Raw genomic sequence first — 22,421 nt, 5'->3', positions numbered from 1 at the left:
ATCGCGAACCGCTTGGTAGGATCTGCCTGGTACGCGTTGAGTTACGCCAACCCGCAACTCCCCAGGACTTACTCTCCAGCCGGCATCGTCTGGGTGCTTGGTAAGCTTGTAACCAGAGCAGTTAGGCACGTGGTTAGTGATCTCGTACTCTCGCCATTCGGCCATAGCTTGACCGTCAATCTTCTGTGGCCTGCACTCAATCAGCCATGCCACCGCATTGATGAGTTGCCCATGTGAAAACACGGCGATGTCCTGGGCAGGATGCTCTGCAAGTCTATCTAAGAAAGACTGAGCTCTAGATATAAAGTCCAGGAATGACTCGGCGCCTTCACCATCCGTGAACGCTGGGTCTGACTTGGCCCAGTATCCCTCCACCCAAGCTCGTCTCTGGGCGACGGTCGTGTTGATACACCGTGCAGGTTCAAGGTAGGTGAACTCGTGAATGGGCCATATTTCAAACGGCACTGAAGGGAAAGCAGCCACTGTCTGCATTGCAGTTGCTTGCGCTCGGGAGAACGGCGAGGCAACGATCAGATCTGGGGCCTGGGCGAATGCCCCGGCCACCAAGTGCGCTTGTTCAACACCCTTTGGCGTTAGGGGGATGCTCGCATGATCCGAACTGGCTTCTCCAGCGTTCGCGGCGCTTTCCCCGTGGCGTATCAGTCTGACGTGCTTCACCGACCAAATACCCCCACTATTTCAGCCATCCGAACCTGCTCTCTACGTTATGGGCAACACCACAAGTGCCTACCTTGCCCAAGGATACACCGCAGCCATGAGCACGAAAGACACCACGTAGAGAAAGAGGGATCGCGATAACCTGGAGGTTTATGTATTCCAATACTTCTGAACGGTAGTCCGTGCAATTCCGAGCTTTTCAGCGATTGTTTTCCTGTCGAAACCTTGCGCTTTCAAGGCTCGAATGTATTCCGCATTAAGCGGCTGCTTAGGCTTTCCCTGGGAGCGCTTGATGAGCTTTCCGTTACTAAATTGCTCCTCTACCAACTGCCACCCTCCAGACATCTCGAATTCCCTGACACGCAAGGCAGTACGCTGTAAAGCCTCCGAGGGGAGTTCGTCACCCTGCGCAGCAATGGCGAGAGTGACCATAGTCAAAAGATCGAGGCCTAGGTAGTCAGCGATCTCGTCCAGTTTCTCCAACGTCGCATTCGCTCGGGCCTGCTCAAGCTTCCCCACGTACGTTCTGTGCGTTGCCCCCGCCAACTCTTCGTAACTCAATCCCTGATGAGCACGAGCTCCACGCAATGCTCCTGCCAGCGCTTCTTTCAGATGCATGAGTCGGATCCTCAAAACTGAGGATAGAGCCACGGCAAGCGTGTTTCGATAAACAGACCATAGTGATATTATCGTGATATATGGTTTGCCAAGCAGTCGTTTGATCATAGCGGCGGGATGTTTGGATTGATGATGGATTGGTCATGAGAGCAGCACCTAAGACACGGCCAGGGACGTCTCGATGGGAGACGCGCTCATCAAGTCCGACGTTCATGGCCCGCGTGAGCCCGCCTGCAATAGTCGCTGAGCGACGTCTTGGCAAGAACCAGATCCACTTTTTTGAGCGAAGGCAGGGATAGTGAGTGATGAAGTTCGATTGCGTGAAGGTTTCAGGAAAAGTTGACTACGTTCGATCTGTTGATCGAATGAACGGCGGACATAAAGCTAAAGTCAGCATTGACGGTGCAGTTATCCCGAATTTGCAAGTGTCGAACAAGCTTTACGAAGAGTTGGCGGTCGGCGAGAGTGTAACTTTGTATGGCTTGTTTAAAAGAAATAATGACAAAGAAAAAAACACAGGCATTTTGTACGGCCTAGCGAAGCAAAACGGCGAGAAATCATTTGCAACCCAGTATAGATATCAAGTCCCACTTTTCCTGACGGTCACTGCAGCCATAGCATTTTGCCTAACTTTCGTCGCCGGTTGGATCGCCTCGATATTTCCAGTGCTTTTCTTGTTTGGAGAAAATTCAGATTATATGTATACCACTACGGTATTTGCAGTAATTGAGTCGAGCTTGGTTGCCGCTTTTTTCCTGTGGAGGGCCTGGGTGATGTTCAACGCTACGTCTGATCCTGAAGCTTGGGAAACTACCGAAGCTGCAGTGCTATCGAGTCGCTTCAGTAAGCTCCATAAGTAATAATCCTGTACGTAGGGCACGCTTACACCCGCCCCGGCTCCAGGATCGCTGCGCCAGACTTTCCTTTCCTAGCGAGTATCGGGCAAGCGGAGCGCGCAGGCGTACAGGATGAGCGCCCAACGGGCTGAGACGCGGCGCAGCCGTGGCTCAGTTCTCGCCAGCCTTCCGCCGCAGGCGGCACGCCATAGCTACTACTGCCCGATATCAAATCAACAAGGATGCGGCTGAAATGACCGACGATGAACTCCGTCAGCTTGAGGGCGCTAGACGAAGGACTCTGTGGGCGCTTGCATGCCTCCGTCCTGGCGATCCCACAGCATCCGAGCTCCTTGCCATCCTCGATGATCTCGACGACCAAGAGCGAAACGACACCCCCTGTAGCGATAGGCTACTCGAGCTCTCTGAGGTTCGTAACTCTGTCTCGGTGACGCGCCACAACTCCGCAATCGACATCATTTTGGAGCAGACTATTCCGCAACCCTGGAGGGAGCGGTTCCATCAGGCAAGCATCGGGTCGACCAGCGTTCCTGATGGGCCGTACGCCACAGACTGGGATAAATTTTTGGTTGAATGGGAGCGTGAGATGCAGCATCTGCAAAATCACCGAGTTGCACAGGCTACTAACAGCTAGAACGGCTGGCGAGCAATGGCGGCGCAACCACACAAGCAGTCGGTGTAGCCGCTGAAAATCCACCCTACAACAGGAGCAGCAAGGTGGAACGGCCTTCGTTTTTTGTTGATTTTGAAGCTTCTGGAATAGCTCCTGATAGCTATCCCATTGAGGTCGCCGTCGTGTCGAGTGAGACCTCTTTCAGCTCACTTATCCAGCCAATCCGATACTGGACGCACTGGTCGTTCGATGCGCAAGACATGCATGGCCTTACGCAGGATCAGTTACATCAGGAAGGTGATACCCCAGCCGCCGTCGCGAGAAATATGAATCAGCTGTTTTCCGGGCAGGTGCTTTGCAGTGATTCACCTCAGGACGGTTTTTGGCTCGATGTGCTCTACGAGGCAGCAGATCTGATACCTACCTTCGAGTTGAAGCCTTTGGAGGTGTTGGTGGGTAGGGAGGCTGCAAGTGACATTTATCGCCTACTGCCAACAACCAGGCACCACCGAGCTTTCCATGACGCGACTGCTTTGATGAACGCCTGCCGTGTTTTTTTTGAAGCTTGAACTTTCGAAGGGGTGGAACCCATTGAGCTTTGGATCTTGCTCAGCCTGAGTGTCAGCTCGAACCAAAGGCAGGTGATTACGCGCCTGCATAAGCGCGGTAGGCGGAGCGCGCAGGCGTGAGGGATGGAAGCCCGAAGGGCCGAGAGGCCGGCGCTTGCGCCAAGGCTCGGTTTACGACAGCCCCTCCCCGAAGGGGCAGGCACCAACGCCAGGCCTTATGAACTGGAGACGAAGAACATTCTGCGAGGATGTGCCGATGGCAATGAAGAACGATGACGACACAGTGTACTGCGACGTTCAAATGCCCTTGGCTCAGGGCCGTGAGCTGTTGCAACTGGTGACGACATTGAGAGAGTCGAAAGCCCATCCGAAACTCGATATAGTTTTGGAACGCATACAGGACGAGCTCAGCACCTCAATCGATTTCATTGAAAACCCGCCGACCTGGGGGCCTTGGTGTCAGTGAGCCGAACTCCACCACTTACAAACCCAGATCTGTCTCAATTTTTATACCGCGAAGTTTCCTCGGGAGGGCATTCGGAGGGCACCACTCAAGCGCTTTGAAGATGCACAGATGCCAGACTTCAACCTGGACATAAAGCACACCTTCAGCAGTGTTATGGGGCATGAATCCACGTGGCTTAAACACCTGCTTCAGAACCTTGATGACGCCCCTGGGATAACGACCGCGCCCTTGAACATCTGAGACTGCCGCATACCTGAAGCAGCCTTTATCAAGATAGCCATCCGCTACCTGCATTAAGTTTTTTCGGATTTCTTTCTTGCTCATCCGCGAAGCGAACGCCCACCAAATGAGCTCGACGTCATCCAGACCCATCCCCTCTGGTGGGACGTCACCATAATCTTCGTATTGCTCAAGCGGAAGCTGCCGAACCGAACGAATCTCTCTACCTTGTCGTGCCATCAGAGCTCCGCATCCCAGGCATCCATCGCATCACTCAAAGTCGTGTACCACTGGAACTCACCGAGCTGTAGGGCATTCGCAATTTGCCTGTTGGTATTGCCTTCGACCCAAGTCGGGAGGCTCTCTATAGCCCCTGAGAACATGCTGGCCGTCGCGACGGAGTATCCACCGGTACTCGTAGACTGGAGGCACACATAGCGCACAGCAGTGCCGGTCTGCAACCTACGCCACGCCACGACCTCGATACAGTCCATGGCGCCCACCGGAGCCGCTACGGTGCGACTCACTAACGGTTCCACATGGGCATCTTCCGCTGCTCTGAATGATCGGTTAGGCGCGTGTGGTTTGTGGACAAGCTGCTTCAACTGCTCACGTGACGCGACGATCTGTTCGCGAAGCTCTTCAGGATCGATGGACATCCCGCCCTCCGGTGTCACCCTGAGGGTTTTGAGGCTGTTTGCTGCCCTGATGAACTCGCGCTCACGAGCTTTCTCATGGCCGGGGCGGCGGTCGGGGCTGATGAGGTTCCAAAAAATCGAGATTAGCTTCAATGCGTGTCTCCAACAGTACGGTAATGTCCGAAGTATCTCCCGAGCATATTACTCAAGGCTTTCCGACTCGAATGCTAGCGAATCGAGGCATCCAACAACGCAGACGGCTGTTTTCGGTGGCCTACGCATTTCTCGCAGAAGACCTGTATTCAGGATAGATCTTTGGTTTTGACGTACGGCAAAGGTCGCTCTAAATCCTCAAAGCTCATTCCCCGTCGGGTGGCGTTATGAGCCCAGCGTACAAATTGCTCAAGCAGCCTGTTGTTTTCGCGCGTGAGGCGTTGTACGCGTTCTTCCAGTTCTTTGTTCCGAGTTTCCATGAGTGCTATTTCGGGAGACTTGGATGAACCCTCATCTGAATTCCTGCACCGCTCTTTCGCATGATCCCAAGCGTCTTTAATTCGATCATGTCTCAGCATTGCTGCCTTGGTGTATCGATGACCTACATCTACGGCCAAAGTCTCTAAGTATAAATCCCAAGTGAGCTTACCTGCCCATCCATCTAGTATATTTACCGATTGATTGATTATCGCATCGGTCATCTTCGGCGCGCCCATTAAAAGAACTCCAAAGACAGCAGAGCGGCCTCAGCTTCGTCGGCGGAATAAGGCTCCTGCTGCTGTTTACTGTCTGTTGTGATCATTCGAACGGCATGAGCCAGGCCGGTTTTTGATTGGGTATTCTCTGGTGGAGGGAGCGTGATCATGGTTCCATCAGGGATAGTAGGATCATTCATTTTCTCAAGTACCCAAGCCCAACGCTCCATTCTTGGTTGGTTCTGCTTGAGCCAGCGTGAGGCCCCCGGTTCGCCGTTTGCTAGCGCTGCTGAGGCAGCAGCGACAGCGTTTTTGTGCATTTTGAATTGAAACTCAGCCTCTGCCTTATGGCGACTGTCACCCTTCACGAATACATGCTCGGAACAATTTACACAGTCTTTATCTAGAGGGCATGGAGTCAAGGCATAGTCATGTTTACAGAGGCCATAGCGCGTCATGCTGATTGCGCCTAGCTCAATGCCCATCGCTTCCCGTTCTGTCAGCCCATGGCTGGCAATCAGAGTGTGCAGTTTATCGCCCAGTGCTTCTCCTGAGGATAAGCCTCCGACGTTGTCACCGAGTTTGAGATAGGCTTCGATGAATGCCTCTTGAGGTAAATGGTCGTACCACGCATTCTGCCGGACATCCCTGCGTCCCGACCAAAAGGCAATCAACGATTGGCTTAGGTGCTTGCTCTGCGCAAGGGTGTTCAGTAGGTGTCGGAAACCGTGAGTCGTGATAGTCATTGGACTCCCGTCACGGTTCGTTTTCCCGTTCCTAGAAAAAATGGTAACGCCGTTTGGGTTGGAGCCAAGTTGGTTGTTTATCTGATTAATACTGAAGACTGCGGGAACATTGAAAAGCGACTCTGCGGTAGGATTCAGCACGTTCTCTGGTAGTACGAATAGCGCGTCCTGCCATTTCAATCCAGTCGATCCATCTAGGACGGGAAAGATCTCAGGAAGTTTTTTGAGCACAAAGCTTTCGAGTGACGAAAATTCGAAAAGTGCAGCGCCACGGGCCTTTAGATCGCTTACACGTGAAGGGTCGCTTGTTTTTTCCCCCGTCCTCACCAAACCGTACCTAACAGCGTGGCTGGAATGGATCTCAGTTTTTTTGCCTAAGATTTTGGACGCTTCGTAAAGGGTAATAGGCTTCCCCCTTAGGTTTTCAAGTTCGGGTGGTAGGTACAGCCGTCCAGGGTTCTGTGCGTACCACAATGCAGCCTTTCTGGCGGGTATTCCTAGCTCAAGTAAGAAATTGACAGTTTCTGTCGCCAGCCTTTCGAATTGCTCCGATGCGGCGAACTTAGTAAGCGGCACTCCGTTCTTTGCCGGATCCCACGCCAGCCCCATCATCGTGCCTTCGTCGCTCTGAACATGACGTATGCAGTTCACTGGGAGCGACAGAATCTCAGATCCCCGGCTGGGGGCGAACATTGCTAGTGTAACAAACGCTGTCACGACTCGATCCGGGATGTGATCACTCGTATGGTGAATATCTGCGAGATCGAGAATTGTTTGTACGCTAGGCAGGCGACCAACAACCTGATCGTTATTTTTCGGAGCAACACGATCCGTCCGGATTGGCTGTTTGTAAGGTATCGGAGAAACCCACTCAATAAACGTTGGTGTTAGCTTGGCGGGTGCAATGATTTGGGTTAGCAGGCGCTCCAGGCAGCGCCCGACACTCCAAGCATCTTTGAAGCGCTCACGTAGCAACTGTGCCGCATCGTCTAATACAGTCGCATCTAGCGCAGTTATGCATGCATTCCTGCCAGCATTCAATAGGGCCTGCTCTATCGCCTGCATTGCGTAGAGATAACGCTTAAATTCTTTAAGCCGAAAGCGTCGCATGATTTCACTGAAAGCCGATTTTGCGAACTCTAGAAATGGGCGCTCAAATGGTATTTCGACAATCGACTTGTTTTTTGAAGGGTCTCTCATGCATTTAAAATGAGCGATATCTTTCCTTCGTCCTTGGTTTTTACCAATGTTGAAGCTGGTAATATCCCAGCTATTTTCATCCCAAATCACATTGGTGAACGGAATATTAGCTTTGGCATGAAGAATAAAGTTTTCAAGGTTGGCGCTTGCCGCCAATTCGGCCTTGCCTGCGAAATGTACTAGCTCGCCCATGTCAAGACACTGCCTCAGTCATCCTGCTATCCCGCACTGTAATAATCTGCTGAATAGCTGCCATAGCATTGTGATTGATCTGCTGGATACGTGGCTCGGTTTCAACTTTTTGATCTTCAATCAACGTGACCATCAGCGTTTCCCAAGGAGCATTAATCAAGGGTTCAAAATATGGGCATGACAGGCAGGCGATAGGGGCGTGCTGGTGGCATTCAGCGCGAGTTCCGCAAGCGCCCAGCGTCTCGCCAGTCAACCGTAGATAGTCAGCAATAACGCATTCGCCATCTCCTGCACGGCTAGCCTCATCGAGATGCTCAATCAGACGCCCCTTGAAGGCGCTGGCGAAGTAATCCATCTCTTTACCAACCGCCTGCCTGATTGGCTTCTGAAGTTGCGGCATTGAAGCTCTGTAGAACTTGATGCATGAGGTGCTCCGGTGAGTGAGCAGCCTAGCTACTTCCGCATCGGATGCACCTTGTGCCAAAGCGCGAGTGGCCATGGTGTAACGAAATCGGTATGGCGTAATATGAATCGAGGCTTCCAGTCGCTCCGAATATGTCGGGAGTGCTGACAGAGTATCGGTTACTAAGTGGCTGATTGCGGAGGGTGAGCCTTCAAATAACGGAGCTTCGCCGGACGACAAGTTGTTTTTGTATAAATCTAGGTAAGTAATCAAGCACTCTGCTAATACTGTTGGTGCTTTTCTGATCCAATACTCATTGGTAGCTAGACCCTCACCCTTAGCTAAAGGGATTCTAAGCGTAACTTCCATGCCGGCTCGATCATGTATAATTACATCGCTTCGTCTCATTCGGCAAGCTTGGACTGGGCGAACGCCAGTTCCAATAAAAAACCAGCATAGAGTAAAGGCGTAGAGGGAAACATGTTTGTTTGCATAACCTTCATTTAGAGCGAGGTGAATGTTATGCAGCTCTTGATTCGTTAGTGCTCCCTTTTCTGGATCGTTCGTGATTAGCGTGTAGTAAGATCCGCCGCCTTTTTGCTCCCACTTGTGATCATTTTCAAGGAAGTCAGAAGTTTCTTCGGAGAGCCCAATAAAACCCTGCGCTTTAATCCTCCTCAAAAGCGGGATAAGGAAAGCTCGATATGATGAGCTGATGTCAAGAATTAAGCCGATGGCTTTCAGGTCGGCAGTCGTGCGATCTTTCATGCCGTCCAGAGATAACCAAGACTTTAGCGCCCTAGTTATCGTGTTGTTGTAGGAAAGGCTGTGGGTCGATAGCGTCCCTGTTATGCAGCTGAAGATACTTAGATGCAATGGGTTTTTGGCATCAAGCTGGTCGAGGTGGATCGGGCACGCCTTACCATCCCTATCTTTGATATATAATTTTTCTCCAGGCTTCACGGTTACTACACGACCGTCTAGGAGTACCACTGACTTGGCAGTGCTGCTTGTCTCATTTTGAGGAATGAGATCAGGCACGACCTGGGTTGCTGGTTCCATCGTGTTATTTACCTGCGATATCATTCGCTAATTCTTCTGCAATCCTGTCGGCTTTCTCTCTGATCGATCTTGCTGCATACCTAGAGGACAGATTAGAGTTGGCCGACCATCCGTTGTTATAGTTTCGGATTTTCTTTTCTTCTTCTGCCGAGATGCGCTTCTCAGGCGGCATTGCATCGATTTTTCGGCTCAGCCGGTCGTTCCACGTCCTTCGCATGGCGTGCGGAGCGAAATAGTCCGACACGACTTCCGAGCTATCACGACCAACTTGAAATATGAGATTAATAGCCGAGAGGGATATCTGATCACCAGAGCGAGTGATGAATAGGTAGCCATGTTCACGGTTACGTGGAGGAATAGTGCTCCAATAGTCTTTGACGAATTCGCGGAAGATATCTGCGGTTTTCTGTGAGATGACCAAGTTTCTGGGACGTGTCTTCGTAACTCTCACTTTCACGCGTTTGCGAGCGTAGTCGATGTCGTCAAGACGAATATGTCTTAGTTCGTTCCTACGCATGCCGTTATCCGAGAAAATCCTGTACATCAGAAAGTTCCTGGTCTGAATAAAACCCTCTTTGAAGGGGTTTTCTGTCGATCTTGGAGTGAAGATCTCCTCTAGGTCGATCATCATGTCTTCAGGAAGACCCTCTACTGGGTCTCCCTGCGTCGGATTGCCTGTTCTTGGGGCTAGGGAGCGGAATCGGCGTATCGCCTTCTCTCGGGCGTCCTTTAGGCTCTCGCGATCTTTTGACAGCACTTGGTTGCAGAGGCGTTCGTGATGATGGTCAAGAAACTTGGCAATCGTCTGGATCCTGTAGCCACCGTCAGCTGCAGAGGCATGATCGTGCGATTGAGCTACCGCCATCCTGCCGCGCACGTGTTCGAGTCGAATGATCTTCTGTGGCTTCGCAGTGGCTGATTCTTTCATTTCTGCATCCTGCCCCGCCCGGCTCATTCTCAGGAAGTTGGCCAGGTCTTCGCACTGCTCAAGCGTCAGGAACGTTTCTGAGGTAAGCGCCGTGTGGATGTCGATCTCGCGACAGTGAGCCCATAGGTAGGCCATCCCGATGGCGCGCAGGATTTTCTCAGTGGTTGTTAGGGCTGCGCCCCTGTCGCGGTATCTGACAGTCGCGTAGACATTGGGTAGGAAGGGAGGGAAGCCGTCCTCATCCACAAGTACAGCCATGGGCAGGCCATCAGTGGCGGTGAAGGATTTTATTCGGAAGGCTTTCAATGTATACGTTCCCTGAACCTGTGATAGCAGGGCTGGGAGTATAGGTAGGTGATTTTTTGCTGTAAACCAAAAACCCCCTTTGTTATCAGGGGGTTTGGATGTTCTCAAGGTTAATGTATACGTTTTTCCCTACCTGGATTTCATTGGCAAGCTTCGCAATCCGGCTCGTCGATCGCGCAGGCTTTAGGCACTGGCGCCGGGCCGGCAGGTGCGGCGAGAACCGAATCATCACCGTGGTTGCCGCCGCTGGAAACAGCGTTCAGCTTGCCGGTGTTGATGGTCGACTTCTCGGTGCTGGTGGCAGCCAGGGCACGGAGGTAGTAAGTGGTTTTCAGGCCACGGTACCAGGCCATGCGGTAGGTCACGTCGAGCTTCTTGCCCGATGCGCCGGCGATGTACAGGTTCAGCGACTGAGCCTGGTCGATCCACTTCTGGCGACGGCTGGCGGCGTCGACGATCCACTTGGTGTCCACTTCGAAGGCAGTCGCGTAGAGCTCTTTGAGTTCTTGCGGGATGCGCTCGATCTGCTGCACCGAACCGTCGTAGTACTTCAGGTCGTTGATCATGACCGAGTCCCACAGGCCGCGGGCTTTCAGGTCGCGAACCAGGTACGGGTTGATCACGGTGAATTCGCCCGACAGGTTCGATTTCACATACAGGTTCTGGTAGGTCGGTTCGATCGACTGCGACACGCCGGTGATGTTGGCGATGGTGGCGGTCGGTGCGATGGCCATGATGTTGGAGTTACGAATGCCTTTCTGCACACGGGCACGTACCGGCGCCCAGTCCAGGGATTCGTTCAGGTCAACGTCGATGTACTTCTGGCCACGTTGCTCGATCAGGATCTGTTGCGAATCCAGCGGCAGGATGCCTTTGGACCACAGCGAACCCTGGAACGTCTCGTAGGCGCCACGCTCGTCGGCCAGGTCGCAGGAAGCCTGGATCGCGTAGTAGCTGACCGCTTCCATGGACTTGTCGGCGAACTCGACTGCAGCGTCCGAACCGTAAGGAATGTGCTGCAGGTACAGCGCGTCCTGGAAGCCCATGATGCCCAGGCCGACCGGACGGTGCTTGAAGTTGGAGTTCTGCGCCTGGGGTACCGAGTAATAGTTGATGTCGATAACGTTATCGAGCATGCGAACGGCGGTGTTCACGGTGCGTTCCAGCTTGGCGGTGTCCAGCTTGCCGTTGACGATGTGGTTCGGCAGGTTGATCGAGCCCAGGTTGCAAACGGCGATCTCGTCCTTGTTGGTGTTCAAGGTGATCTCGGTGCACAGGTTCGAGCTGTGGACCACGCCCACGTGCTGCTGCGGGCTGCGCAGGTTGCACGGGTCTTTGAAGGTCAGCCATGGGTGGCCGGTTTCAAACAGCATGGAGAGCATTTTGCGCCACAGGTCTTTGGCCTGGATGGTCTTGAACAGCTTGACCTTGCCCGGGTATTCGGTGAGGGCTTCGTAGTACTCGTAGCGCTCTTCGAAAGCCTTGCCGGTCAGGTCGTGCAGGTCCGGTACTTCGGATGGCGAGAACAGGGTCCACTTGCCGTCATCGAAGACGCGCTTCATGAACAGGTCAGGGATCCAGTTGGCGGTGTTCATGTCGTGGGTACGACGACGGTCATCACCGGTGTTCTTGCGCAGCTCGATGAACTCTTCGATGTCCATGTGCCAGGTTTCCAGGTAGGCACATACAGCGCCCTTGCGCTTGCCACCCTGGTTCACGGCTACGGCGGTGTCGTTCACTACTTTGAGGAACGGTACAACGCCCTGGGACTTGCCGTTGGTGCCCTTGATGTACGACCCCAGTGCACGCACCGGGGTCCAGTCGTTACCCAGGCCGCCAGCGAATTTGGACAGCATGGCGTTGTCGTGGATCGCGTGGTAGATGCCCGACAGGTCATCCGGCACGGTGGTCAGGTAGCAGCTGGACAGTTGTGGACGCAGGGTACCGGCGTTGAACAGGGTCGGGGTCGACGACATGTAGTCGAAGGACGACAACAGGTTGTAGAACTCGATGGCACGGTCTTCTTTCTGCTTCTCTTCGATCGCCAGGCCCATGGCCACGCGCATGAAGAACACTTGCGGCAGTTCGAAGCGGATCCCGTCCTTGTGGATGAAGTAACGGTCGTACAGGGTTTGCAGGCCCAGGTAAGTGAACTGCTGGTCGCGCTCGTGGTTGATCGCCTTGCCGAGTTTTTCCAGGTCGAAGGTGGCCAGGATCGGGTTCAGCAATTCGAATTCGATACCCTTGGCGATGTAGGCCGGCAGGGCCTTGGCGTACAGGTCGGCCATCTCGTGGTGGGTGGCGCTGTCGGCGACTTTCAGGAAGCCCAGGCCTTCGGCACGCAGGGTGTCCATCAGCAGGCGCGCGGTGACGAACGAGTAGTTCGGCTCACGCTCGACCAGGGTACGGGCGGTCATCACCAGTGCGGTGTTGACGTCGGTCAGGGCCACGCCGTCGTACAGGTTCTTCAGGGTTTCGCGCTGGATCAGGTCGCCATCGACTTCTTCCAGGCCTTCGCAGGCCTCGGTGATGATGGTGTTCAGGCGGCCCAGGTCCAGCGGTGCAAACGTACCGTCGGCCAGGGTGATGCGGATCGACGGGTGAGCTTGTACGGCAGCTTCTTCGGCCGGGGAACGTACGGCACGTTCCTTGGCGCGCGAGTCACGGTAGATCACGTAGTCGCGGGCGACTTTCTGCTCGCCGGCACGCATCAGGGCCAGTTCGACCTGGTCCTGGATTTCTTCGATGTGAATGGTGCCGCCCGATGGCATGCGACGCTTGAAGGTTGCGGTGACCTGTTCGGTCAGGCGGGCAACGGTGTCGTGGATGCGCGACGAGGCAGCAGCGGTGCCGCCTTCAACTGCAAGAAACGCTTTGGTGATCGCGACGGTGATTTTGTCATCGGTGTAAGGAACGACAGTGCCGTTACGCTTGATCACGCGCAATTGGCCGGGCGCGGTGGCGGACAGATCCAGGTTCGAATCAGCGGCCTGCGGCACGGAGCCCTGCGGGTTCTCGCGAGTTGTGTCGGTTTGCATGGGGGGTTGTCTCCACATTCTATATTTATTTGGGCACCATCACGGTGCCCACCGTTCCGTCCTGAAGCACTTACAACAGGCCAGGGGGCCTGGCATAACAACTTCGGGACAGGAGGAAGGGAGCTGTTCGCGCCGCTTCCATGCCGAAGTCTTCGGTTACAAGCCTTGGGGCTCTTTACCGTATTCCTGGTGGGTGACAGTTTCGTACTGCAACACCCGTACCGTTTTCGCCTGATCGGGGCAGAAAACGGCTGCCATCCGCGTGCGCGGTTTGGTCTTCTGAAAAAGGCTTAAGTTCACCAAACAGGAGCAAGAAAGAGCTTGAGTTTCTTGTCTGATTTGTGTTTGGTCTTTTCGCTGAAAACCCTACATGTAGGGTTTTTTTGGCGACGACCTACAAGATAATGCGTTTTGGGGGGCTTAGCAACGGACTACCTGTGGATAACGCTGTGGGTAAAATGTGTATGAAACGTGGAATGGCCGTGTAGGCCGCAGTACTGCTGCATTGCGCCGTTTGTCACCGAATATTCCGAGGTAAAAACAACCGGTTGGATTTTTGCGGGCGCGAACCCTATCACAAAAAAACACGATGTCCGAACCCATTTGCGCGCTTGTGGCAGAGGGCCGGCCCGTTGCTACAATCGGCGGTTATCCATACAGTTTATGCCTCGCCTACATGACAACTGTAGGAGCGGGCGTGCCCGCGAAGGACGTCAACGATGACGTTGGAAACCTGAATAAACGCGGCGCCCTCGAGTTTTCTCGGGCAAACCCGCCCCTACAATAATTAGAACCGAGGTAACGCATGGAGCAAGAAGCCTGGCAGGTATTGATTGTCGAGGACGACGAGCGACTGGCCGAGTTGACCCGTGACTACCTGGAGAGCAACGGCTTGCGGGTGTCGGTGGAAGGCAATGGCGCCCTCGCGGCGGCGCGGATCATCGCCGAGCAGCCGGACCTGGTGATCCTCGACCTGATGTTGCCCGGTGAAGACGGCCTGAGCATTTGCCGCAAGGTGCGCGAGCGCTACGACGGGGTGATCCTGATGCTCACCGCGCGCACCGACGACATGGACCAGGTGCTGGGCCTGGACATGGGCGCCGACGATTACGTGTGCAAGCCCGTGCGTCCACGCCTGTTGCTGGCACGCATCCAGGCCCTGCTGCGGCGCAGCGAAAGCGTCGAGCCGGCACTCCCCGAAAAACAGCGGCGCCTGCAATTCGGCCCGCTGGTGGTGGACAACGCCCTGCGTGAAGCCTGGCTGCATGAGGGCGGCATCGAACTGACCAGCGCCGAATTCGACCTGCTGTGGCTGCTGGTGGTGAATGCCGGGCGGATCCTGTCCCGGGAAGAAATCTTCACCGCCTTGCGCGGTATTGGCTATGACGGCCAGGACCGCTCCATCGACGTGCGCATCTCGCGCATCCGCCCGAAAATCGGCGACGACCCGATCCACCCACGCCTGATCAAGACCATTCGCAGCAAAGGCTACCTGTTCGTCCCCGAAGCTGCGGCTGACCTGACGCCGTGAACTCAATCTTCCTGCGCATCTACGGCGGCATGTGCGCGGCGCTGATTCTGGTGGCGTTGCTCGGCGTACTGGCCTTGCACCTGCTCAATGAAGTGCGCAGCGGCCAGTACCGCGAGCGCCTGGCCCACGGCACCTTCGCGCTGATGGGCGACAACCTGCAACCCATGAGTGCCATCGAGCGCCGCCGCGCCCTGGCAGTGTGGGAGCGCTTGCTGGGTATCCCGCTGCAATTGCAGACCGTGGCCGAGGCGCACCTGGACCTGACCCAGCGTAGCCGTCTGCAACGCGGCCAGGTGTTGGTGGAGCAAACCGGGCCTCACGCGGCCAGGGTGCTGCGCTTGGTCAGTGACCAGGAGCAACTGTTGCTGACCGGTGAAGTGCAGCAAATCAGCGAACAACTGGCGCGCGCGACGATTTACCTGCTGGCCGATGAGCTGGTGCGTTTCCCGGTGGCGGAGCAACCGCAGAAACTCGCAGACCTGAAGGAAGCCAAGGGCTTTGGTTTTGAGATGCACCTGGTGATGCTCAATCAGGCTGATATGGACGAAGACCAGCGCCGCCGCGTGTCCGAAGGCGATACCGTGATGGCCCTGGGCAAGGGTGGGGATTCGATCCGGGTATTTGCCGGCATGGTCGGCACGCCGTGGGTCCTGGAAATCGGCCCGCTGTATCAGATGAATCCGTACCCGGCGCAATGGCTGATCCTGATTGCGCTGATCAGCCTGACCTTGATCGGTTTGATCGTCTATCTATTGGTGCGCCAGCTGGAGCGGCGTCTGAGTGGCCTGGAAGCCGCCGCCACGCGCATCGCCAAAGGCAGCCTGGAAGTGCGGGTGCCGGCCCGCGGTGCCGATTCGGTGGGGCGCCTGGCGGCAGCGTTCAATGGCATGGCCGAGCACCTGCAACGCCTGTTGGCAATTCAGCGCGAACTGGTGCGGGCGGTGTCCCACGAACTGCGCACCCCGGTGGCGCGCCTGCGGTTCGGCCTGGAGATGATCGGCGACGCGGCCACGCCTGAAGCGCGGCGCAAGTATATGGAGGGCATGGACAGCGACATCCAGGACCTCGATGGCCTGGTGGACGAAATGCTCACCTACGCGCGGCTGGAACAGGGGGCGCCGGCACTGAATTTCCAGCGGATCGACCTCAATGCGTTGCTGGATCAGGTGATTGATGAACTGTCACCGCTGCGCCCGGAAATCAACGTGGCGCGGGGCATCTGCCTGTCCTCGGCACATTGGGACGATGCATGGGTGGAGGCCGAGCCGCGTTACCTGCACCGTGCCCTGCAAAACCTGGTGAGCAACGCCATGCGCCACGCCCAGGGGCAGGTGCTGATCAGTTACCAGGTGGGCCAGGTGCGTTGCCGCATCGACGTGGAAGACGACGGGCCGGGCGTACCGGAAAGTGCCTGGGAGCGGATTTTCACGCCGTTCCTTCGCCTGGATGACAGCCGGACCCGCGCGTCGGGTGGGCACGGCCTGGGGTTATCCATTGTGCGGCGGATCATCTATTGGCACGGCGGTCGGGCGTTGATCAGCAAGAGCAACAATCTGGGTGGCGCATGTTTCAGCCTGAGTTGGCCACGGGATCAGGAGAAGGTCTAGGCCTGGACGGCCACCAGGCTCAACAACTGCCCGCCATCCACCGCAAACTGCGCCTCCAGTTCCTTACCATGGCACCACTCTGCGGACAGGTCCGTCAGCAACCGCAGCCGCGCATGGCCGGTATCCGACCACTCCAGCAACTCGGCATGCTCAAAATAAAAGCGCTTCTGCACGATCGGGTAGAGCGCCTTGAACAGGCTCTCTTTCGCCGAAAACGTCAGCGTCACCAGTTGCGCAACCTGCTCCCGCGGCCCGGCGGCCATGCGCAGCAATTCATCCGGAGTGAGAATTTCCCCGGCCAGGCGTTCCGCTCGCTCCAGGGGCAGCAGGTTCTCCAGGTCCATCCCCAGCCCGCGCCACTGTGTCTTGTGGGCGACGATGGCCGCTGCATGGCCGGTGCTGTGGGTGATCGAACCGCTGATGTGCGCGGGCCAGACCGGCGCGCGGTCCTCGCCGATCGCCGGCACGCAATCCAGCCCGTCCAGCTGTTGCAGGGCCGCGCGGGCGCACAGGCGACCGGCCAGGAACTCCGCCTGCCGCTTGGCCACCGAACGCTGGATGCTCGCGGGTGGCGGCACGGCGCTGCGCTGGAAATCGCCGATGGCCAGCAGGGCCGGGTCAAAACGGGTGCTCAGCAAGACCGTGCCGGGCAAGGCATCGGGCAACGGCCAATGGGCGTCAAGTGGGGTGCAGCAGGCGGGTAGGGAATTCATGCCGGGTATTTTGCCGAGTTGCAGGGCCGCTGGATAGCCTGCGGCCGGGGATACGTAAATAACTCTTTACACAGTAGCCGGCCTCGGTTCAGCCCAGGTTCAGAGAGTGTTCAGGGGGAGTTCAGGGGCGTCTGCGTAGTCTGGCCCCGTACCCAAAGCCCAAGCGTATGAGGTAGCACCATGACTGCGATCAAGAAGCTGATGTTGGCCTTAACCATGCTCAGCGCCACCGCTGGCGTCCAGGCCTCTGATTCGAGTTTCGCGGGTTTCTCCAAGGAGAAGAGCAAAAAACCCTACAGCCTTCTCCAGCGGGTGAGCTTCGAGGATGCTGGTGAACAGGCGGCTCCATGGGGCCAGTCCCTGGGCCAGCACACCCCGCAGTCAGACTACCGCGTGGGCAATGAAAACCTGTCAGGTCACTTCAACGGCAGTAAATTGCGCCAGCAAGACCTGCAGGGCCGCTATGATATACCCCAGTTGGAAAGTTGATTTGCCTTGGAGAGCTTTATGAAATTGCTGGTTGTCGAAGATGAGGCGTTGCTGCGCCATCACCTGTTGACCCGCCTTACCGACAGCGGTCACGTGGTCGAGGCCGTCGCCAATGCCGAAGAGGCGCTGTACCAGACCGGGCAATTCAACCACGACCTGGCGATCATCGATTTGGGCCTGCCCGGCATGGGCGGCCTGGACCTGATCCGCCAATTGCGCGCCCAGGCCAAGACCTTCCCGATCCTGATCCTGACCGCCCGTGGCAACTGGCAGGACAAGGTTGAAGGCCTGGCAGCGGGTGCCGACGACTACGTGGTCAAGCCGTTCCAGTTCGAAGAGCTGGAAGCGCGGATGAACGCACTGTTGCGCCGCTCCAGCGGTTTCACCCAATCCACCATCGTCGCCGGGCCGTTGCTGCTGGACCTCAATCGCAAGCAGGCGTCCCTCGACGAACAGCCACTGGCGCTGACCGCCTACGAATACCGCATCCTCGAATACCTGATGCGGCATCACCAGCAAGTGGTCGCCAAGGACCGCCTGATGGAACAGCTCTACCCCGATGACGACGAGCGTGATCCGAACGTGATCGAAGTGCTGGTGGGCCGCCTGCGCCGCAAGCTGGAAGGCCCGGCGGGTTTCAAACCGATCGACACCGTGCGTGGCCTGGGCTACCTGTTCAATGAGCGCTGCCGTTGATTCGCTCGCTACGTGTACGTTTGATGCTCGCGGCCACCATCCTGGCCGTGCTGTTTATGCTGGCCTTGTTGCCGGCCATGCAGGGCGCCTTCAGCCTGGCCCTGCAGGACTCCATCGAGCAGCGCCTGGCGTCGGATGTCACGACGCTGATTTCGGCTGCCCGGGTTGAAAACAATCGCCTGCTGATGCCCGCGCAGTTGCCGGACGAGCGTTTCAACCTCACCGACAGCCGCCTGCTGGGCTACATCTATGACCGCGAAGGCCATCTGGTCTGGCGGTCGCGCGCCACCCAGGAAGAAAACATCAACTACAAGCCGCGCTATGACGGGCGCGGTAACGAATTTGCGCGGATCCGCGAGGCCAACGGCCAGGAATTTTTTGTCTATGACGTCGAGGTCAAGCTGCTGGGCGGCAAGAGCGCGGCGTTCAGTATCGTCGCCCTGCAACCGGTGCGTGAATACCAACTGACCCTCGAAGGCCTGCGGGAAAACCTCTACCTGGGCTTCGGCGCCGCCTTGCTGGTGCTGCTGACCCTGTTGTGGCTGGGCCTGACCTGGGGCCTGCAGGCGCTGCGCCGGCTGAGCCAGGAACTGGATGAAATCGAAGGCGGTACCCGGGAAAGCCTCAGCGAGCAACACCCGCGCGAGCTGCTGCGCCTGACCGGCTCCCTGAACCGGTTGCTCCACAGCGAGCGGGAGCAACGCACCCGTTACCGCGATTCCCTGGATGACCTGGCCCACAGCCTGAAAACCCCGTTGGCGGTGCTGCAAGGCGTGAGTGAAGACATGGCCCAGCGCCCCGAAGATCGGGACCAGGCCTGGGTACTGCAATCGCAGATCGAACGCATGAGCCAGCAGATCAGCTACCAATTGCAGCGCGCCAGCCTGCGTAAAAGCGGCCTGGTGCGCCACCAGGTGCGGCTGGAGCCGGTGCTGCAAAGCCTGTGCGACACGCTGGACAAGGTTTATCGCGATAAGGGCGTGAAGGTCGCCTTTGAACTGCCGGACGAATGCGACGTGCCGATCGAGAAGGGCGCCTTGCTGGAACTGCTCGGCAACCTGCTGGAGAACGCCTATCGCCTGTGCCTGAGCGAAGTGCGCATCACCTTGCAGGAAAGCCTGGAGGGCACCGAGTTGTGCATCGAAGACGATGGCCCCGGCGTGCCGCCGGACCAGCGTGCGCGCATCCTGCAGCGGGGCGAGCGGCTCGACCGCCAGCATCCGGGGCAGGGGATTGGCCTGGCGGTGGTCAAGGACATCATTGAAAGCTATGGCGCCCGGCTGACCCTTGGGGATTCACCGCTGGGTGGGGCTGCGTTCAAGATCCACTTCCCGGCTGTTTGATCTTTATTGACTGTGCCGGCCTCTTCGCGAGCAAGCCCGCTCCCACATTCGATGGCATTCCCAACGTGGAACTCGGTCAAATGTGGGAGCGGGCTTGCTCGCGAAGAGGCCAGTCGCATCAATACACACCTAGGTTTCTTGTGCTCTATAGGCCCCCGGCGTCAGCCCGGTCCACTTCTTGAACGCCCGATGAAACGCCGACGGTTCGGAAAACCCCAGCTGCTCGGCGATCTCCTGCAACGACAAATCCGCCCGCCCCAAATGATAGATCGCAATGTCCCGGCGCAACTCATCCTTGAGCGCCTGAAAGCTGGTGCCTTCCTCCCGCAAATGCCGACGCAGGGTCTGCGGGCTGATATGCAGGTGCTGGGCGACGGCTTCGAGGTCGGGCCAGGGCGTGCGGTCGCGGCTCAATAGGCGGCGCAATTGACTGCTCAGGCTGTCGCCTTCATCCGGCCGCGACAGCAGGTCGGCCGGGGAGCGTTCGAGGAAATGCTTGAGGGTGCGCTCGTCCTGCAACAACGGCAGGCTCAGGTAGCGGCTGGGGAACACCAGGCTGCTGGTGGGCGCTGCGAATACCTGCGGGCAGGGGAACAGCAAGTCGTACTCACCGGCGTGGGGCGGCGTCGGGTAGCTGAAGGTGGCCTGGTGCAGGCGGATGCGCTGGCCAATCAGCCAACTGCCGAGACGGTGCCAGATCACCAGCAGGCATTCGCTGAGGAAGTGATCCGGGTCCCAGAGCTGCGAATCGTCCAGGCTCAGGCGGGCCATTTCTCCTTCACGTGTCAGACGCCAGCGCGGACCCTGCGGGAATAGGCTATAAAATAATAAGCCGCGTTCCAGAGCCTTCTCCAGGGTGCGGCAGTGAATCAGCGCGTGGCACATCATGGCGAAGGTGCCGCGCTTGCTCGGGCCTTCGGCGAAGCCCAGGTATTCGTCATCCAGCGCCAGCCACAGCATTTGCAACAACTGGGTGAATTGCTCGGGGGCGATGCGGGCGCGGGGCTCGCTCAGCAGTTCCGCAGTGATGCCGACCTGCTGCAGCAGGCCCGAATAATCGTAGCCGGCCCGGCGAGCACCGCCGAGAGCGGCTCGGGCGTAGTGACTGGCGATGGTTCGTTCACGCATGAGGGGCCTCGTCCATTGAGTGGCGGATGTTAGCCACCCCGGGCGGGTGCAACAAGGCGGATATCCGCCAAATTGTAGGACGAGATCAGGCGAGCAGGCGGAAATCCGCCACTGTCTGTAGGCATAACCTTAAGCTGGAAATCGCCCGAGCGCTGATGTCTAAAGGCCTTCAGGGAGTTTCAGCAGAAGTGGCACGACGCTTGCGATACAGAGCGCAGGGAGACCGCCTCGAGCAGGCTCTCAAACAACAAATCCCTCCAGTGCAGGAGGGTTCGCAATTCAAGTGTCGTGGGCAATGGCGGATATTTGCCACACGGGACGATTGAGGAACTTTGCAATGACGACTCGTCAGCCACTGTACAAATCCCTGTATTTCCAGGTGATCGTTGCAATCGTTATCGGTATTTTGCTCGGTCACTTCTACCCGCAGACCGGCGTGGCCCTCAAGCCACTGGGTGACGGCTTTATCAAGCTGATCAAAATGGTCATCGCCCCGATCATCTTCTGCACCGTTGTCAGCGGCATCGCTGGCATGCAAAGCATGAAATCGGTCGGCAAGACCGGCGGCTACGCGCTGCTGTACTTCGAAATCGTCTCCACCATCGCCCTGCTGATCGGCCTGGTCGTGGTCAACGTCGTGCAACCGGGCGCCGGCATGCATATCGACGTGGCTACCCTGGACGCCTCCAAAGTCGCGGCCTACGTGACTGCCGGTGCCGACCAGAGCATCGTTGGCTTCCTGCTGAACGTGATCCCGAACACCATCGTTGGCGCGTTCGCTACCGGTGACATCCTGCAAGTGCTGATGTTCTCGGTGATCTTCGGTTTCGCCCTGCACCGCCTGGGTGCCTACGGCAAGCCGGTGCTGGACTTCATCGATCGTTTCGCCCACGTGATGTTCAACATCATCAACATGATCATGAAGCTCGCGCCACTCGGTGCCCTGGGCGCCATGGCGTTCACCATCGGTGCCTACGGCGTAGGTTCGCTGGTGCAGCTCGGTCAGCTGATGATCTGCTTCTACATCACCTGCATCCTGTTCGTGGTGCTGGTATTGGGCGCCATCTGCCGCGCACACGGCTTCAGCGTCCTGAAACTGATCCGCTACATCCGTGAAGAACTGCTGATCGTACTGGGTACTTCCTCGTCCGAATCCGCACTGCCACGCATGCTGATCAAGATGGAACGCCTGGGCGCCAAGAAGTCGGTAGTCGGCCTGGTTATCCCGACTGGCTACTCCTTCAACCTGGACGGTACTTCGATCTACCTGACCATGGCTGCCGTGTTCATCGCCCAGGCGACTGACACCCACATGGACATCACCCACCAGATCACCCTGTTGCTGGTACTGCTGCTGTCGTCCAAGGGCGCTGCTGGCGTGACGGGTAGTGGTTTCATCGTACTGGCCGCTACCCTATCGGCTGTTGGCCACCTGCCGGTTGCCGGCCTGGCGCTGATCCTGGGTATCGACCGCTTCATGTCCGAAGCCCGCGCACTGACCAACCTGGTTGGCAACGCTGTTGCAACCCTGGTTGTGGCCAAGTGGGTCAAGGAACTGGACGAAGACAAGCTGAAAGTCGAACTGGCTTCCGGTGGTCGCGGTATCTCCGACACCCGTGAAGAAGACGACCTGGGCGTGGCCGAAGGCCCGGCTCCAACCGCCGTCAAGTAAGGCTGCAGCGTTTGTGAAAA

The 22,421-nt window shown here is 57.0% G+C and carries 19 protein-coding genes and 1 pseudogene; 9 read left to right on the top strand and 11 right to left on the bottom strand.

Going from position 1 to position 22,421, the window contains the following annotated elements; translation table 11 throughout:
- Positions 1-69 precede the first annotated feature (69 nt).
- Positions 70-678: pseudogene (locus tag HX821_RS31695) on the bottom strand (histidine phosphatase family protein); the annotation flags it as partial.
- Positions 679-828: 150 nt separating this feature from the next.
- The gene (locus tag HX821_RS01335; protein ID WP_177035161.1) at positions 829-1,296 is read right to left on the bottom strand and encodes a helix-turn-helix domain-containing protein; all 468 of its coding nucleotides are present in this window, start codon (positions 1,294-1,296) and stop codon (positions 829-831) included.
- Between the two features lie 305 nt (positions 1,297-1,601).
- Between HX821_RS01335 and HX821_RS01330 the strand changes: the two genes are divergently transcribed.
- The 3 genes from HX821_RS01330 (at position 1,602) to HX821_RS01320 (ending at position 3,801) form a co-directional block, all read left to right on the top strand.
- Entirely contained in the window at positions 1,602-2,156 is a 555-nt protein-coding gene (locus tag HX821_RS01330) for a hypothetical protein (RefSeq protein ID WP_218172283.1), read from the top strand.
- A 714-nt stretch (positions 2,157-2,870) separates the two neighbouring features.
- Complete coding sequence (locus tag HX821_RS01325) at positions 2,871-3,335, top strand: hypothetical protein (RefSeq protein ID WP_177035159.1); 465 nt, start codon at positions 2,871-2,873, stop codon at positions 3,333-3,335.
- Positions 3,336-3,591: 256 nt separating this feature from the next.
- A complete protein-coding gene (locus HX821_RS01320) occupies positions 3,592-3,801 on the top strand; it encodes a hypothetical protein (protein WP_371316407.1) in 210 nt (69 codons plus the stop codon).
- A 15-nt stretch (positions 3,802-3,816) separates the two neighbouring features.
- On the opposite strand, the gene HX821_RS01315 is transcribed toward HX821_RS01320, so the two are convergent.
- The 7 genes from HX821_RS01315 to HX821_RS01285 form a co-directional block, all read right to left on the bottom strand.
- Entirely contained in the window at positions 3,817-4,260 is a 444-nt protein-coding gene (locus HX821_RS01315; protein ID WP_177035158.1) for a hypothetical protein, read from the bottom strand.
- Positions 4,260-4,811: a hypothetical protein gene (locus tag HX821_RS01310; protein WP_177035157.1), complete on the bottom strand. Its 552-nt coding sequence runs from the start codon at positions 4,809-4,811 to the stop codon at positions 4,260-4,262. Before HX821_RS01310 ends, HX821_RS01315 begins: the two co-directional genes overlap by 1 nt.
- Positions 4,812-4,960: 149 nt before the next feature.
- Positions 4,961-5,368, bottom strand: a complete 408-nt coding sequence (locus HX821_RS01305) for a hypothetical protein (RefSeq protein WP_177035156.1) — start codon at positions 5,366-5,368, stop codon at positions 4,961-4,963.
- The gene (locus HX821_RS01300; protein WP_177035155.1) at positions 5,368-7,485 is read right to left on the bottom strand and encodes a hypothetical protein; all 2,118 of its coding nucleotides are present in this window, start codon (positions 7,483-7,485) and stop codon (positions 5,368-5,370) included. Before HX821_RS01300 ends, HX821_RS01305 begins: the two co-directional genes overlap by 1 nt.
- A 1-nt stretch (position 7,486) precedes the next feature.
- Complete coding sequence (locus HX821_RS01295) at positions 7,487-8,950, bottom strand: site-specific integrase (protein WP_177035154.1); 1,464 nt, start codon at positions 8,948-8,950, stop codon at positions 7,487-7,489.
- A gap of 4 nt (positions 8,951-8,954) precedes the next feature.
- On the bottom strand, positions 8,955-10,184 hold the full coding sequence (locus tag HX821_RS01290; protein WP_256348911.1) for a site-specific integrase: 1,230 nt from the start codon (positions 10,182-10,184) through the stop codon (positions 8,955-8,957).
- Between the two features lie 140 nt (positions 10,185-10,324).
- Positions 10,325-13,222 carry a ribonucleoside-diphosphate reductase subunit alpha gene (locus HX821_RS01285; RefSeq protein ID WP_008435294.1) on the bottom strand — a complete coding sequence of 966 codons (2,898 nt, stop codon included), beginning with the start codon at positions 13,220-13,222 and terminating at the stop codon, positions 10,325-10,327.
- An 805-nt stretch (positions 13,223-14,027) separates the two neighbouring features.
- Between HX821_RS01285 and HX821_RS01280 the strand changes: the two genes are divergently transcribed.
- Both HX821_RS01280 and HX821_RS01275 read left to right on the top strand, forming a co-directional pair.
- Positions 14,028-14,753 (top strand): response regulator, encoded by a 726-nt coding sequence (locus HX821_RS01280; RefSeq protein WP_087692787.1) that lies wholly within the window; start codon positions 14,028-14,030, stop codon positions 14,751-14,753.
- Positions 14,750-16,360, top strand: coding sequence for an ATP-binding protein (locus HX821_RS01275; RefSeq protein WP_177035153.1), 1,611 nt, complete (start codon positions 14,750-14,752; stop codon positions 16,358-16,360). Before HX821_RS01280 ends, HX821_RS01275 begins: the two co-directional genes overlap by 4 nt.
- Here the strand turns inward: HX821_RS01275 and HX821_RS01270 are convergent.
- Positions 16,357-17,073, bottom strand: a complete 717-nt coding sequence (locus HX821_RS01270) for a 4'-phosphopantetheinyl transferase (RefSeq protein ID WP_177035152.1) — start codon at positions 17,071-17,073, stop codon at positions 16,357-16,359. The two genes, HX821_RS01275 and HX821_RS01270, sit on opposite strands and share 4 nt — an antisense overlap.
- A 180-nt stretch (positions 17,074-17,253) precedes the next feature.
- Here HX821_RS01270 and HX821_RS01265 point away from each other — a divergent pair, with 180 nt between their 5' ends.
- The 3 genes from HX821_RS01265 to HX821_RS01255 are packed head-to-tail and all read left to right on the top strand — an operon-like array spanning position 17,254 to position 19,601.
- Complete coding sequence (locus tag HX821_RS01265; protein ID WP_003214230.1) at positions 17,254-17,562, top strand: hypothetical protein; 309 nt, start codon at positions 17,254-17,256, stop codon at positions 17,560-17,562.
- A gap of 18 nt (positions 17,563-17,580) precedes the next feature.
- Positions 17,581-18,258: a response regulator transcription factor gene (locus tag HX821_RS01260; protein WP_003214228.1), complete on the top strand. Its 678-nt coding sequence runs from the start codon at positions 17,581-17,583 to the stop codon at positions 18,256-18,258.
- Positions 18,255-19,601, top strand: a complete 1,347-nt coding sequence (locus HX821_RS01255; RefSeq protein WP_023659245.1) for an ATP-binding protein — start codon at positions 18,255-18,257, stop codon at positions 19,599-19,601. The genes HX821_RS01260 and HX821_RS01255 overlap by 4 nt, the downstream gene beginning before the upstream one ends.
- 129 nt (positions 19,602-19,730) lie before the next feature.
- Here the strand turns inward: HX821_RS01255 and HX821_RS01250 are convergent, their stop codons facing one another.
- The gene (locus tag HX821_RS01250) at positions 19,731-20,729 is read right to left on the bottom strand and encodes an AraC family transcriptional regulator (RefSeq protein ID WP_003214223.1); all 999 of its coding nucleotides are present in this window, start codon (positions 20,727-20,729) and stop codon (positions 19,731-19,733) included.
- 337 nt (positions 20,730-21,066) lie between these two features.
- Here HX821_RS01250 and HX821_RS01245 point away from each other — a divergent pair, with 337 nt between their 5' ends.
- Entirely contained in the window at positions 21,067-22,401 is a 1,335-nt protein-coding gene (locus tag HX821_RS01245; RefSeq protein ID WP_008435307.1) for a dicarboxylate/amino acid:cation symporter, read from the top strand.
- Positions 22,402-22,421 lie beyond the last annotated feature (20 nt).

It is taken from the genome of Pseudomonas sp. B6001 (assembly GCF_013386015.1).
GTDB lineage: Bacteria > Pseudomonadota > Gammaproteobacteria > Pseudomonadales > Pseudomonadaceae > Aquipseudomonas.
Note: the sequence above shows the minus strand (reverse complement) of the source record. Positions and strands in the feature narration are given on the sequence as shown.

Excerpts from the sequence above, each read along its gene's own strand:
- HX821_RS01335 (WP_177035161.1), bottom strand. The coding sequence starts at position 1,296 with ATGCATCTGAAAGAAGCGCTGGCAGGAGCATTGCGTGGAGCTCGTGCT.
- HX821_RS01330 (WP_218172283.1), top strand. The coding sequence starts at position 1,602 with ATGAAGTTCGATTGCGTGAAGGTTTCAGGAAAAGTTGACTACGTTCGA.
- HX821_RS01320 (WP_371316407.1), top strand. The coding sequence starts at position 3,592 with ATGGCAATGAAGAACGATGACGACACAGTGTACTGCGACGTTCAAATG.
- HX821_RS01315 (WP_177035158.1), bottom strand. The coding sequence starts at position 4,260 with ATGGCACGACAAGGTAGAGAGATTCGTTCGGTTCGGCAGCTTCCGCTT.
- HX821_RS01305 (WP_177035156.1), bottom strand. The coding sequence starts at position 5,368 with ATGGGCGCGCCGAAGATGACCGATGCGATAATCAATCAATCGGTAAAT.
- HX821_RS01300 (WP_177035155.1), bottom strand. The coding sequence starts at position 7,485 with ATGGGCGAGCTAGTACATTTCGCAGGCAAGGCCGAATTGGCGGCAAGC.
- HX821_RS01295 (WP_177035154.1), bottom strand. The coding sequence starts at position 8,950 with ATGGAACCAGCAACCCAGGTCGTGCCTGATCTCATTCCTCAAAATGAG.
- HX821_RS01285 (WP_008435294.1), bottom strand. The coding sequence starts at position 13,222 with ATGCAAACCGACACAACTCGCGAGAACCCGCAGGGCTCCGTGCCGCAG.
- HX821_RS01280 (WP_087692787.1), top strand. The coding sequence starts at position 14,028 with ATGGAGCAAGAAGCCTGGCAGGTATTGATTGTCGAGGACGACGAGCGA.
- HX821_RS01270 (WP_177035152.1), bottom strand. The coding sequence starts at position 17,073 with ATGAATTCCCTACCCGCCTGCTGCACCCCACTTGACGCCCATTGGCCG.
- HX821_RS01265 (WP_003214230.1), top strand. The coding sequence starts at position 17,254 with ATGACTGCGATCAAGAAGCTGATGTTGGCCTTAACCATGCTCAGCGCC.
- HX821_RS01260 (WP_003214228.1), top strand. The coding sequence starts at position 17,581 with ATGAAATTGCTGGTTGTCGAAGATGAGGCGTTGCTGCGCCATCACCTG.
- HX821_RS01250 (WP_003214223.1), bottom strand. The coding sequence starts at position 20,729 with ATGCGTGAACGAACCATCGCCAGTCACTACGCCCGAGCCGCTCTCGGC.
- HX821_RS01245 (WP_008435307.1), top strand. The coding sequence starts at position 21,067 with ATGACGACTCGTCAGCCACTGTACAAATCCCTGTATTTCCAGGTGATC.